Annotated in this window: 17 protein-coding genes; 15 read left to right on the forward strand and 2 right to left on the reverse strand. The window is 46.3% G+C overall.

The features are described from left to right. Positions 1-137: 137 nt before the first annotated feature. From MKY75_RS06885 to MKY75_RS06895, 3 genes are all read left to right on the forward strand, one after another. Positions 138-1,199 carry an SPFH domain-containing protein gene (locus MKY75_RS06885; protein WP_013309343.1) on the forward strand — a complete coding sequence of 354 codons (1,062 nt, stop codon included), beginning with the start codon at positions 138-140 and terminating at the stop codon, positions 1,197-1,199. Then, positions 1,196-2,197, forward strand: a complete 1,002-nt coding sequence (locus MKY75_RS06890) for a sugar kinase (RefSeq protein WP_340884792.1) — start codon at positions 1,196-1,198, stop codon at positions 2,195-2,197. Before MKY75_RS06885 ends, MKY75_RS06890 begins: the two co-directional genes overlap by 4 nt. Before the next feature lie 77 nt (positions 2,198-2,274). Then, complete coding sequence (locus MKY75_RS06895) at positions 2,275-2,454, forward strand: hypothetical protein (protein ID WP_013309345.1); 180 nt, start codon at positions 2,275-2,277, stop codon at positions 2,452-2,454. A gap of 76 nt (positions 2,455-2,530) precedes the next feature. Here the strand turns inward: MKY75_RS06895 and MKY75_RS06900 are convergent, their stop codons facing one another. After that, on the reverse strand, positions 2,531-3,544 hold the full coding sequence (locus MKY75_RS06900) for a LuxR C-terminal-related transcriptional regulator (RefSeq protein WP_318626841.1): 1,014 nt from the start codon (positions 3,542-3,544) through the stop codon (positions 2,531-2,533). A gap of 172 nt (positions 3,545-3,716) precedes the next feature. Between MKY75_RS06900 and MKY75_RS06905 the strand changes: the two genes are divergently transcribed. From MKY75_RS06905 to MKY75_RS06960, 12 genes are all read left to right on the forward strand, one after another. After that, positions 3,717-4,532 carry a class I SAM-dependent methyltransferase gene (locus MKY75_RS06905; RefSeq protein ID WP_340884794.1) on the forward strand — a complete coding sequence of 272 codons (816 nt, stop codon included), beginning with the start codon at positions 3,717-3,719 and terminating at the stop codon, positions 4,530-4,532. After that, positions 4,519-5,604, forward strand: coding sequence for a saccharopine dehydrogenase family protein (locus tag MKY75_RS06910; protein WP_340884796.1), 1,086 nt, complete (start codon positions 4,519-4,521; stop codon positions 5,602-5,604). Before MKY75_RS06905 ends, MKY75_RS06910 begins: the two co-directional genes overlap by 14 nt. Positions 5,605-5,749: 145 nt before the next feature. Then, positions 5,750-6,145 carry a hypothetical protein gene (locus MKY75_RS06915; protein ID WP_029516441.1) on the forward strand — a complete coding sequence of 132 codons (396 nt, stop codon included), beginning with the start codon at positions 5,750-5,752 and terminating at the stop codon, positions 6,143-6,145. 25 nt (positions 6,146-6,170) lie between these two features. After that, positions 6,171-6,728, forward strand: coding sequence for a hypothetical protein (locus tag MKY75_RS06920; protein ID WP_029516442.1), 558 nt, complete (start codon positions 6,171-6,173; stop codon positions 6,726-6,728). A 250-nt stretch (positions 6,729-6,978) separates the two neighbouring features. Then, positions 6,979-7,692: an HAD family hydrolase gene (locus MKY75_RS06925; protein WP_039269708.1), complete on the forward strand. Its 714-nt coding sequence runs from the start codon at positions 6,979-6,981 to the stop codon at positions 7,690-7,692. Continuing rightward, positions 7,689-8,276 carry a GNAT family N-acetyltransferase gene (locus MKY75_RS06930; protein ID WP_209949601.1) on the forward strand — a complete coding sequence of 196 codons (588 nt, stop codon included), beginning with the start codon at positions 7,689-7,691 and terminating at the stop codon, positions 8,274-8,276. Before MKY75_RS06925 ends, MKY75_RS06930 begins: the two co-directional genes overlap by 4 nt. Before the next feature lie 62 nt (positions 8,277-8,338). After that, a complete protein-coding gene (locus MKY75_RS06935; protein ID WP_209949598.1) occupies positions 8,339-8,497 on the forward strand; it encodes a hypothetical protein in 159 nt (52 codons plus the stop codon). A 1-nt stretch (position 8,498) separates the two neighbouring features. Beyond that, complete coding sequence (locus tag MKY75_RS06940) at positions 8,499-8,981, forward strand: ribosomal maturation YjgA family protein (RefSeq protein WP_340884798.1); 483 nt, start codon at positions 8,499-8,501, stop codon at positions 8,979-8,981. Positions 8,982-9,041: 60 nt separating this feature from the next. Beyond that, positions 9,042-10,253 (forward strand): rhamnogalacturonan acetylesterase, encoded by a 1,212-nt coding sequence (locus MKY75_RS06945; protein ID WP_209949683.1) that lies wholly within the window; start codon positions 9,042-9,044, stop codon positions 10,251-10,253. Between the two features lie 115 nt (positions 10,254-10,368). Then, the gene (locus tag MKY75_RS06950) at positions 10,369-11,313 is read left to right on the forward strand and encodes a class I SAM-dependent methyltransferase (protein ID WP_340884800.1); all 945 of its coding nucleotides are present in this window, start codon (positions 10,369-10,371) and stop codon (positions 11,311-11,313) included. A gap of 306 nt (positions 11,314-11,619) precedes the next feature. Beyond that, a complete protein-coding gene (locus tag MKY75_RS06955) occupies positions 11,620-12,177 on the forward strand; it encodes a hypothetical protein (protein ID WP_029516448.1) in 558 nt (185 codons plus the stop codon). A 30-nt stretch (positions 12,178-12,207) separates the two neighbouring features. Further along, positions 12,208-12,768 carry a GNAT family N-acetyltransferase gene (locus MKY75_RS06960; protein WP_029516449.1) on the forward strand — a complete coding sequence of 187 codons (561 nt, stop codon included), beginning with the start codon at positions 12,208-12,210 and terminating at the stop codon, positions 12,766-12,768. A gap of 1 nt (position 12,769) precedes the next feature. On the opposite strand, the gene MKY75_RS06965 is transcribed toward MKY75_RS06960, so the two are convergent. Then, entirely contained in the window at positions 12,770-13,111 is a 342-nt protein-coding gene (locus MKY75_RS06965; RefSeq protein WP_209949591.1) for a GIY-YIG nuclease family protein, read from the reverse strand. Positions 13,112-13,208: the final 97 nt, after the last annotated feature.

Below are 13,208 nucleotides of genomic sequence, written 5' to 3' on the forward strand. Positions count from 1 at the left end.
GCGTATCGGAGGGGAAACGGCCTTTGTTTTTTATAAATGTCATATTGATATTATCGGGAACATGTGTTATTTTATTGTTAATAACAAAATGATAATAACAAAATAATATAAATTGTAAAGAAAGCGGGGAAGCAGCTATGTTTGGATTTAATTTTGTTAAATTTCAGCCCAGTGAATATGTGATGAAGGTGAAAAACGGGAAGGTGGTTCGGGAGGGTGTTGGATTATCCTTTTATTACTACGCCCCGACCACCTCGGTTGTTGTCGTGCCCGTCTCTTCTATTGATGCGCCGTTCATGTTTGAGGACATGACAAATGATTTTCAGGCGGTGACGGTACAGGGGCAACTGACTTATCGAATTGTGGATTATCGGAGAACGACGCAGATTTTAAACTATACGTATGACTTGAAGGAACGACGTTACATTTCGGATGATCCAAGCAAGCTGGCCCAACGGGTGATTAACATTGCCAAGGTGCTTACCAAAAAGTATTTGGAGCGTGTCCCGCTCAAAGAAGCTGTTCAGTCCAGTGAACGTCTGGCCCAAAACATGACAAAGGATATTGCTCAGCATACGGAAATGGAAAAGCTCGGCATTGAGGTTATGGGGCTGTCGATTTTGGCGATTCTACCTAATAAGGAGACGATGAGAGCGCTGGAGGCTCAAGCGAGGGAAGAGATTCTTCGCAACGCGGATCATGCTTTGTATGAGCGTCGTAATGCATCTATTGAGCAAGAGCGGCGTGTGAAGGAAAACGAGCTGAACACTGAGATTGCAGTGGAGACGAAAAAGAAACAAATCCGCGAAACTCAACTCGATGCCGAGCGTTCTGTGAAGCAAAAGCAAAGCGAGATGAAAGAGGAGCAGCTACGATTTGACACGGCCTTGGAGGAGAAAAAACGCGAGCTGATTGAGCTGACCGTCACGAATAAAAAGGCAGAAGCCGATGCCAAGGCCTATGAGCTGACAGCCGTCATGAAATCGTTGCAGGATGTTGAACCGAACGTACTTCAAGCTATGGCTAACATGGATATGAGCCCGGATAAACTAATTGCGATTGCATTCCAGGAGCTTGCAGAAAATGCAGGAAAAATCGGTCAGCTAAATATTACGCCGGATCTGCTGCAAGGTCTCATGTCAGATACGGGAGCAAGCGGATCAGCAGGATCGAGAGGGTCTGGAGGAAGAACACGATGAGCGGCCGAATGACAGAGCAGAAGATCATTTTGGTGAAGCGTAAAACGCGACTGGAGGAACTGATTGTCCGATACAATACGGTGCAGCAGGCTCGCTTCTTTATGGAACGGCTGGGTGCGGATTTCAGTGATTATGTGCTGGAGGACGAAAATTACCGCAGGGCGGTGGCAACGGCAACGTCGGAGTTAACGGCCTTGGGTCGTGTTCAGATTGTGGAGCGGGAGCATGTGCCGAACTTTATTTTTGGTGAGCAGGATACAGTGGTGGTGCTGGGTCAGGATGGGCTGGTAGCCAACACCTTAAAATATTTGACCGAGCAGCCGCTTATCGGTGTGAATCCAGATCCATTGCGCTGGGACGGGGTATTGCTGCCGTTTACCGTATCCGACCTGCGCTGGGTAGTGCCGGATGTATTCGTGCACAGACGGCCAATTAAGGAAGTTACGCTGGCTAAGGCCCAATTAAATGATGGCCAATCCTTGTATGCTGTAAATGATTTGTTCATTGGACGCAAAACTCATGTTTCCGCGAGATATGAGCTAAGGCTGGAGGATCAAGTAGAGCAGCAATCCTCCAGCGGCATTATCGTTTCAACCGGATTGGGAGCGACAGGCTGGCTGACCAGCGTACTGGCTGGAGCGGCCGGAATTGTCGGCAGTGCTACACGGCATCCAATCTCGCTGACTCCAAGCCAGCTGATGCCAGGTACAGCCTTCAGTCAGGAAGGGACAGCAGACGGAATGAGTCATGATCATCGTGCAACCTGGAGTTCGCCATCGCTTTATTTTACGGTGAGAGAACCATTCCCCAGCCGAACGACTGCTGCGGATCTCGTGTTTGGTCAGGTAGCAGCCGAAAAACCGTTACGGATTGCATCGCAGATGCCGGAAAACGGAGTTATTTTCAGTGATGGAGTAGAAAGTGACTTTCTGGAGTTTAATGCTGGCATTGAGGCGATCATTGAACCCGCGGAGAAAAAAGGGCATCTGGTCGTGTAGAGGTTTGTACAGGACGGCAATGGGTAATTATGAGTAAGGTACAACCATCAGATGAAATTAAAAAAGGAGGAATCAACATGAGCGACCACACTCAAGACGAAGCGAAAATCCGCAACAAGAAGGACGAGGACGGAGATTCCTTGATGGAGAAAACGAAGCTGGAAAATGGCGTGGATATCGAGCCTGAGGCTGATGAATGGATTGCGAAGCCCTCACCAGTGTCATACGATGATACGAACTCCTCTTCGAAGAAATAAGGCTCTGGCATTCCAATAGAGCAGTGATGCAAAGACAGATGATCCCTAATCGGGGCATCTGTCTTTTTTACATAGGTTAATTGAATCTGGAATATACCTTCCATACTAGCTCACGACGGCTGCTTACATCTGTTTTCAAGAAAATCGCTTTCAGGTGATCCTGCACCGTGTAGGCAGTAATATGAAGTGCGCTGGCCAGCTCCTTGGTCGAAAAGCCCTGAACAATGAGTTGGACAATTTGTCTCTCTCGTTCGGACCATGAGTACACCTCAGCCATAAGCGGTAGCATGTCAGTTGCTTTAGCAGCCTCAAACCATACGGCTAGCTGCTTCTGTCCCGTATGCTTCTGTCCGCCTTGCAGAAGGGTGGCTCTGATGGTTACCCATGGGGCTCCTGCGTCTGTGGAAGGGATACATAGTCGTGCTGGTGCAGTGGCAGTGGATAGCGCTCGCAAGCATACCACCCGGACGGGAGCCGGAAGACCGTCTTCATGGATTCCCTCCTGCTGCCGAAGCAACTGTAGCCACTGCTCTGCTACTAAATTGGACGAAATCGGTTTTAGCTTATCGGAAAGCATGAGAACTCCTGGCTCAAGTCCATTTTCCGTGATCATGGCAGGGGATGGAGATAAACCGACACTGGCCTGACGCAGATGATAGGCTATGGACGGCGCTAACGCTTCAAGCAGTTGTTGCTCTTCCTCGCTGAATACAGGTTTTCCATGATGACGGAACAACGTAAGAAATCCCCAACAGCTCCCTTTGTACATAAACGGAACACGTAGCTCATCTCCGAATCCGGCGGGTTGCAAAACATCTCTATATCGTGTGCTCCGATCCGGTTGGCCATGTGTAAACCCATGTAGCGTCGCTACAGACTGTCCTTCTCGCACCAACTGATCATATTTCATCATATCGTCGTGCAGGTATTCGTATTCTAGCAGTTTGTTATGAATGTCCTCCACACCCGACTCTGTAAATGCCCCTGTGGAAAGCAGCGTACGCGGATCTACCGAGGTACAGCACGCCGCATCGAAAGTAACCTGAGTACGCAAGCGGTCGATTAGGGTGTGCTTGTAGTGTGCGTTCATCATTTGCTCCTATCGAGAAAGCTGGAGATTCTCAAGCGCGATTATTAAATCCCACATTTATGGGATGGTGGATATTCGTATTGTCTTTATAATTGAGAATGATTCTTAATTAAATCTACAATAAATGAATGGTCTGAGAAGATCAAGGCTAAATGTTTGGAGGAAAGCACATATGAGACATACCCCTATTGGAAATACGGACTCAAATCAACCTATGAGCTGGAATCATCCGAATGTGCATAAGTACGCGGATACGATTGCTTTAAAAATACCTGGATATGCTCATTTGTACGAGATGACAGACGGTTTGATAGCCGCACAGCTTGAAGCACAAACTCATATTCGAAATATAGATCCAAATGTGCTAATTGTCGGAGCTGGAGGCGGTCAGGAATTGATTACGCTCGGAGGGCGCCATGATGCATGGTCCTTTACGGCAGTTGATCCCTCTGAGCACATGCTGGATTTGGCACGTAAGCGTGTAACACATGCGGGCATCAGTTCAAAAATATCGTTTGTTGCAGGTACGTTGGAAGAGTTGTCTGGAGAACAGCCTGAAGAACAGCGCGAAAAGCACAGCGAAGAATCATGCAGAGAACCGGTCTATGACGCTGCAACCTGCCTGCTGGTGCTTCATTTTCTTCAAAGCTTGGAAAGTAAACAGGCGTTGCTACGCCAGATATCTACTCGACTCAAGCCGGGTGCGCCTTTTTGTTTAGCTTCTATTAATGGGAATTCACAGGAGCCTTCTTTTTCCATCCAAATGCAGGCGTGGAAAGGTCATATGCTGAGCCAGGGCATTTCACTGGAGGATTGGGAACGATTCGCTGCTTCCATCGGTCGTGAGTCAAACCCAGTGTCCAATGCGGCAATACAGGAACTGTTGATAGATGCAGGCTTTACCCACATCACCCGGTATTATGGCGCTTTTTTAGTAAACGCATGGTTTGCGGTTAAAGAGGGAGAAACGGCTTATGACAAAGGATAACATCATCATCATTGGCGGGTATGGCCATGTTGGAAAAATGGTATGCACGGAGTTAAGTGAAATGTTTCCCGGCAAGGTATTTGCCGCAGGTCGTAGTCTGGAACGGGCCACTGAATTTAGCCAACAATCGAATGGTAAGATACGGCCCTTGCAGCTTAATATTCATGAGCCGATGGACCCGTCGATATTAGAGCAAGCCAAATTGGTAATCATGTGTTTGGATCAGGACAATACGGCCTTGGTACGTGCCTGCCTTCGACATGGGGTGCATTACATGGATATTACCGCGAATGCGGACTTTTTGAGTCAGGTGGAGCAGTGTCATCAGGAGGCCCGAGCTCATCAGGCCACAGCCCTGTTAAGTGTAGGATTAGCTCCGGGACTGACCAATCTGTTGGCACTGCAAGCGACACAGCTCATGGATCAGACGGATGAGTTGAATATATCTTTGATGCTGGGTTTGGGAGATCGACACGGTCAGGCTGCTATTGAGTGGACAGTAGATCAGATTCATGCCGATTTGGAGGTTATAGAACAGGGACGTTTTGTGACTCGAAAAAGCTTTACTGGCGGAATAGTGGCAGATTTTGGTGCAGGAGTGGGTCGTCATCGGGCGTATCGATTTCCTTTTTCAGATCAGCAGACACTTCCTCGTACGCTCAAAGTTCCTACGGTTAGCACACGCCTTTGCTTCGATTCGCGCTTGACCACTCGGCTTCTAGCAGGGCTTCGGACGATAGGAGTTTCAGGTCTACTCCGACAGCAAACCGTGCGTGATGCAGTGGTTCGCAGCTTTAGCAAGGTACATATAGGTGGGAATGCTGTAGCGGTCAAGGTAGATGCTCGAGGAACTCTCAATGGCAAGGAGACGAAGGTCGAATGTCGGCTAAGGGGTCACCATCAGTCTGATTTAACCGCTAAGGCAGCCGTCTTTGCAGCGCTCGCCCTGTACCGTTCAGAACTTCCATTCGGTGTATTTCATACGGAGCAGGTTTTTTCATGGAATCGCATGCGGGCTTGGTTAGGGCAGCAAGTAGCCGCAGATATTCAGGTGAACGGACAGCAAGCATAGAAGTCATACATTCTAATAAATGAATCTCATATAATCCAAGCTTATTCAGCAACGCATTGCGGATAGGTCTTGGATTTCTTTTCCTGTTAGATTACACTAGAATGAAGTACATATTTTTGGAAAAGACCTAAGGGGATGATATGAAATGTGGAACCCCTATGAAAATAGCAGACAGCATCCGCACGATTTTATAATAAAATATCGATTTTACACACCGGAAGAAGGAGGCAGGAAACAGCTGCCTATTCAGGGTTATCGCTGTGATTTTGCCTATGAGGGTGACGACATCGGGAATACGGGAATTTATGCCATACATCCTGAGTTTGAAGATGGAGATGGTCAACTGATTATGGATGTTGGTCGTCCTGTTCAGCGGGAAGGGCAAGCGAGAATGTGGATTTTGTTTGGAGAAATGAGGAAAAAGGTACACCGACATCGGATACAGGTAGGAACAAGGGGATATTTCATGGAAGGTCCGCGCCGTGTTGGTGAAGTTGAAGTTACAAGCCTGGTAGGCCTCTTGACCAATCCGGTCAACTAGGTAGTTGCTGAGGAGTCGATAAGAGATGGATATCGCTTATATCATAGATTTATTACGTAAACACGATGTGACCCTAGCTCCAGGCTTATCCATGCAGGAGATTACCGACGTCGAAAGCAGGTATGATATTCACTTCCCGCCCGATTTGCGGGAGCTTCTGATGAGTGTTCTTCCCATCGGTAAAAGCTTTATCCCTTGGAGAGATACGTCACCACAGCGGATGGGTGTAATTCGGCAAAGGTTGAATTGGCCGTTAGAAGGTATGATTTTTGATGTAGAGCAGCATGTATTCTGGCCTCCCGAATGGGGCGAAAAACCGACAGATTCGGCGGAAGCTGTTGATATATGTAAACGTGAGTTTTTACGTGTGCCCAAGCTAATCCCAATCAACGGACATCGATATATCCCAGAGCAGCCATCTGAAGAAGGAAATCCGGTATTTTCCGTATATCAAACGGATATTATCGTGTATGGGGAATGTTTGCAGGAGTATTTCAAGCTGGAATTTGGGGAGAAGCCTTATGAACAAATTGATTTTAATGCCGTAAAAAAAGTGCGTTTTTGGAGCAACTTGTGTGAGTGAGTGTCAGGAAGATGAATAAGTCGAAACGAAGGAAGGGGAGCATGATGTGAAGGTGGAGCAGGATTTGGAAGAAATCAAAGAAAGGTTGACCCAGATCGAGACCAAACTAGAACAAAAGTCGACCTCCAAGAGAATCTTGAAGTACATGATCATTATTTTCTTGTCTATTTTTTTTCTTTTATTTCTAATAGGAATTATTCAGTTTGTTTCAGCCTAATCGATACAAGAGGATGAAGGAAGGGAGCTATTTATGTCCATAGAAGCAATCATTTTTGATCTGGATAATACTCTTATTCATCGTAAACAGGCGTTTGCGGCATATACAGAGCGCTTTATAGAACGATTTATAGTGGCAGAAGAACCGGCGATCCGCGCGGCTGTCGTTGAACAGATACGATTGGCGGATCGGGACGGATACCGGGATAAGAAGGAACTGTATACCGAGCTGCATACAGACTTGGAACTGAAAAATCCCGATACGTCAGTACAAGAGATGCTGGGCTTTTGGTATAGTGAATTTCATAAGTTTACGGTGTTGATGGACGGGGCCAAGGAAGTATTGTCCGAACTGCGGTCGCGTGGCTTGAAGCTCGGTATTATTACCAACGGCTCACTCCGCACGCAGCAAGCGAAAATCGACCGAGTTATGCTGAGGGATTATGTGGATTCTATTATCGTGTCGGGTGGCGTCAACATCCAGAAGCCTCATCCTCGAATTTTCGAGTTGGCTCTGAATGAGCTGGACATTGTCGATCCCGACCATGCCTGTTATGTAGGCGATCACCCGACAAATGATATTCGTGGTGCACAAAGTGCAGGATTGCATACCATCTGGCTGGAAGGCTTTATGACGTGGCAGGAAACGGGCATTGTACCGGACTATCAGATTGGGAGTTTGCGTGAAATCACAGGTTGGCTGGATCGTCGCAGTTATTCAACGAATAAGGAGGAGGGTGCATCATGAGTATGGAGCAGCAACCGAATCCGATTCTCTTATCGTTCCCGGACCAATTCCAGACGGAGAGATTGACCATACGCGCTCCGCAGTGGGGGGATGGAGCGGCAGTCAATGAGGCGATGCGAGAAAGTGCGAATGAACTGCGGCCTTGGCTTCCGTTTGCAAGAAATCTTCCGACGGTAGAGGAATCTGAAATCCGTTCGCGTCAAGCCAGACTTAAATTTCTGGATCGCTCTGATATGATGTTGTATATATTTGATACGGCTTCGGGAGAATTTGTAGCCAGCAGCGGTCTGCATCGGATTGATTGGGATACACGAAGATTTGAAATTGGGTATTGGCTCAGAACATCCTGGACTGGAAAAGGCATCATAACAGAGGCCGTGCACGGTATTACGGATTTTGCCATACAGCATTTGCATGCCAATCGGGTGGAGATTCGTTGTGATTCCAGAAACACGCGCAGCGCCAAGGTAGCGGAACGTGCAGGTTTTACACTGGAGGGGATTTTAAGAAACGTCGAGTATGATGAAAAGGGGAGCATGGCACACGAAATGGTTTTTGCCAAGGTGCGTGGTATTGAATTTTAGTATCCTCACATGAATAGTTTGGAAGTTGCTGATATGTTTGTACGATATTACGGAGGCTCATTATGATTAATTATATTATGAAAAATACAGACAAGTTGGTGTGCATACAATATGACATCAGCAAAAGGTTCTGCAATCTTGCAAACGCTATCCAAGAGAGGGTGCTTAAAAATTTCCCGCAGCTTGGCGAAGATGTCCCAGCATTAGGACAGGTGATTTAGCATGAGGAGCGTTCGTAAGAGCGTCAGCAGGAAGGCCATTCGGGAAATAAAGGCGAAATTCCGCTGGAAGGCCCGTGCTGCGTACCTTGTTGCTGTGCTGGTCACGATCTTGTTGGGTTTGGGAAGCCGAGTTTTCTCCTCCCAGTTGCCTGAATTCGTTGCTAATCACTTTGGGGATGCCTTGTGGGCGTGCATGATTTATTTTGGGCTGAGAATGTTGGGGGTGAATCGTCAATTGTCCGTAGCCCTGTGGGGCAGCTTGCTGTTTTGCTTCGCCATTGAGTTCAGCCAGATGTACCAGGCTCCCTGGATTAACCACATTCGGGCAACGACACTGGGCGGCTTGGTGCTTGGGAAAGGGTTCCTGACCGCGGATCTGATCAGGTACACGGTTGGCATTGTGGTATCCTGGGCGCTGGACCAAGGCTGTCAAAAGCTAGCGGGGATCAATACACGTATAGACGATGACAAACCACTCAAATAATCTGAAAAGCGAGGGTTGCGCTTGAAACAAAAGGGAAAGCGTCACAGGTTGTTCGGTAAGATGATTGGATTATGCGCAGGGTTCAGCTTGTTGTTTGCAACCATACTTATCCCAGGGCAGGCATTAGCCGAAAAACAGCTTGTGGCACCTCTTCGTTTTGATTTTGGCCCCGGCAAGGTAGCTGACGGCTACACCCAAGTCACTGCCAATGATGTTTACACGCCTGAGCGAGGCTATGGATTTACCGATCTTTCCAAAGTGAATGAAGAAGATCGTGGTGGAAGTGATGCTATACGCTCAGATTTTGTTCGTGTTCAAGGATCATCCTTTGTTGTCAATTTACCACCGACGGATTACACGCTTTCCCTGATTGCCGGAGATACTGCCGGAAACACAGACATTACGGTTAAAGCCGAGTCCATCGTCAAGGTAGAACCTACTGCTAAAACAGCAGGACAATTTGTCGAGGCTGGATTTGAACTTGCACTCATCGACGGTCAGCTCGAATTGTATTTCTCAGGTAATGAAGCGAAGATTAACGCTTTGGTTATTACCCCAAAGGATGCTCGAACGGCTGGAGAACATCCTTCGGTATACCTTGCGGGAGATTCTACGGTTCAAACCTATAAATCCGCGATGAAGCCTCAGGCGGGCTGGGGGCAAATGATTGCTCCGTTCTTCACAGATGAGCCTATTTTTGTGAACCGTTCTATTGGTGGACGAAGCACGAAAACCTTTCTGGTACAAGGGCGGTTAGATGATATTTTACGCAATATCCGTCCAGGAGATTATCTGCTCATTCAGTTTGGGCATAATGATGCCGCGATCAACAACCAAGAGCGTTATGTTTCACCCGCGGATTACAAAGTTTACTTAAAAACCTACATTCAAGGAGCCATCCAACGCGGTGCAACACCTGTGCTAATTACTCCTGTTGGCCGCCGGGATTATGATGCGGCAAGTGCCTCGTTTCGGATTAGTTTCCCGGAATATGTGCAGGCCATGAAGGAAACAGCATCGGAGACAAATGTTGCACTGGTCGATCTTAGCCGCTTGAGCGTAGCGTACTATGATACACTTGGACTGGAAGGAACACTCCCGTTATTTTTGCATGTGGAGCCAGGGGTGTATCCTGCATTTCCTGATGGAGTGAAGGATGATACTCATTTTCAGGAATATGGTGCGGAGCAAATAGCTCGGCTGGTAGCTCAGGGAATACGTGAGCTGAATATTCCTTTATCCTCTTATGTACAGGTGGAAGATTCGCAATAAAACATTATTTCCATAGCCATGGTATACTTAGAAAATAAGCTGGCCCTACCCAAAGATAACATTGTTTAGGCTTGGGTAGGGCTTTAATGTTCTGGATCTTAAGGAGGAAGCGAGAATGACAGTCGCTCAACTTCATAAACTTATTAACGGTCAACTCCTGTACAATCAGCATCGGAGTTTATTTTATATGCGTGAGGGTTCTGTTCTGTTAGGACCTTCAACGGAAATGACGTACTGGCTGACGCAGAGAAGCTCAGAACTGATCCTCATGCTTCAAGGCTTGAAGCGCCAGCATATGTATAACGCTTTTGTGACGGATGTAGCGGCTAAAATACTGTCCCAGTTTGTAAATACCAATCAATATCTACATTTTCACACAGCTCATGTGAGGGAGCTTACGGAGCTGTATGATCGACTTTTCACCCGGATTGAGAACCTGTTCCAGAAGAAATTTATAGATAGAGCAACCTTGGACTTACTGCTTCAGCAGCATTACGGGCATTTGAGAGATTTTTTAACTCGTACCAACGGACGTGAAATGTTTGCTAAGTATGCAGAGTGTGAGTATACCTTTTGGATACCTTGTGAGGAATATACGCCGGAGTTGCAAGCCAATCTGCTAGGATTGGACATTGCTCGTTTGCAAGAGCCTGTTCTAGATGTTGGTTGCGGATCTGAGGCACGGTTGGTTACTTATTTACGTGCCTGTGGAATTGAGGCTTACGGAACAGATCGGTTGGCTGAAACAGAAGGTTGGGTCACTCAAGGAGATTGGTTAGAGACCACCTTTGGGGAACGCACATGGGGAACGATCGTTTCACATATGGCATTCTCCAATCATTTTATACATCATCATCTGAAGGCAGATGGTAATATTCATAAGTACGCTCGCAAATATATGGAATTGCTTAGAGCCATTCGGCCCGGAGGGAGTTTTATTTACAGTCCGTGCCTTCCATTTATGGAAGGGCTTTTGGATGCCCGAATGGGTTATGAGGTAGAGTATATCCAGTCATCTGAAGGTTACAGGGCCACGAAAATAACGCGTATACATTCATAAGCGCTAGTAGTAGTCCATTCATTTGTCAGATTCCTTCTTGGAATGGTATTATAAGGATAGATATTACTCTATTTGGGATTCAGTTGATGATAGAAATTCTCATGACGCTAATTTGACACCATAGAGGATGATCATTAGCAGCATGGCTGCACTGAATAATAATGATTAGCCTACGGATAACTGAATTTTAGGGAAGATTAAACCATATTTTCCTAAAAGCCGATATATGGGAATGAGGCGAGAACATACTGTTATTAAACCCGCCCGAAAATGGATGTATATAATTGGGTTAGGAGAGTAGAAGAAGTGTCAGATCTGTATACGAAAAAAGAAGTAGAAGATTATGTAACCAACGTGGTTTTCGAACGACCTTTAGGTGTAAGCATTTCAGCCATTTTATTGATCTTTAATGGAGCACTTCTGTTGGTGACCCAGCTATTGACGCTTAATGCATTAAATGAGGCTGCTACGTTAGTAGGCATTTGTAGGGGCATGTTTCAAGGATTTATCGCGTTGCTCGGTTTGGCAGGGACGACTGCCGGTATCGGCATGTTATTTGGTAAGAAGTGGGCTTGGTGGCTGGCAGTATTTTATTTTACATATGAGACCATGCGTTATACGTGTGCAATTCTGTTTATTCCAGATGTCCCTCCAACGTTGGGCGGTGTACAGTTAAACCCTGCTTTATACTACGTAAAATATGGTATGCGTATTATTTGGAATTTGTTGTTTACGTTGTTCATGTGTCGTAGTAAAGTGACAGGTTTTTTTCAAACAAGTGGAATCAGCAAGTGGAGAGCATGTATTGCATTATTCTTCATCAATGGAGTGATAGTTGGGATTGGCTGGTGGCTGATAAGATAAGGTTCTTCGATGTGAAGGAGGAGATAGATCATGGCAATGGAAACGTTTCCGATTTTAGAAACTGATCGGCTTCGTTTAAGACAGCTTACAGTAGGGGATGCGGAGGATGTATTCGGTTATTTCTCCAAGGATGAGGTCACACAATATTATGACTTGGAAAGCTTTACAGAGGTAGAGCAAGCCGAAAAATTTATTCGTTCGATGCTAACCAGATATGAGAAGCAAGAGGGCTTTCGTTGGGGGATTACATTAAAAAAAGCTCCTGAGCGGATCGTGGGTACAATTGGATTTCATAACTGGCAGAAGGAGCACTCCCGTATTGAAATCGGCTATGAGCTGGCACCGGAATATTGGCGGCAGGGTTTGATGACAGAGGCGATGACGGTGGTAGTGGATTATGGCTTTCATTTGCCGCAGGTTCACCGTATAGAAGCCTTCATTGATCCAGATAACGAAGGCTCCAAACGGCTGCTACTCAAAAGTGGCTTTACTAAAGAGGGTCACCTGAGAGACTATTTTTATGAAAAAGGTCAATTTGTCGACGCTATTATTTTTGGATACCTTCGGGAAGAGCATCCCGTGGATTGGTAATTTACAAATACCCTTTGTCCCCGTAAGGCTGGAGTCGATCAAGCCAGGTCTGCTCCAGCTTTGCTAGTGCATCCTTGACATCAAAGAACGCGGATTCCTTTTTCTTCAAAACGTCCAGCACTTCAAATTCAAACGAATCTTCGCCATACTCATTCCATTCCTGTTGCAGTTGTTTATTCTTAAATCCACCCATATTTAGCTCAAAACGCCGTCCATTCAGCGACTTTAAATTCGGCGTGGAAGAGACGAAAATTTTCCCATTACGTGTATTGCGAATGCAATAGATTCCTGCCTCTGTCTTCATCTCCATGTATTGCTGCACCAGTTCTTTTCTTCGATTCATTGTCGAATCCTCCTATTTGAGCATTTTGCATAAATCCCAAGAGCCTTTTCAAATCAGCAATGTATAGATCGAAACGCTTTAGTTCGTCTATATATTG

The organism is Paenibacillus sp. FSL L8-0663 (assembly GCF_038008125.1).
In the GTDB taxonomy this organism is placed as follows: Bacteria; Bacillota; Bacilli; order Paenibacillales; family Paenibacillaceae; genus Paenibacillus; species Paenibacillus polymyxa_D.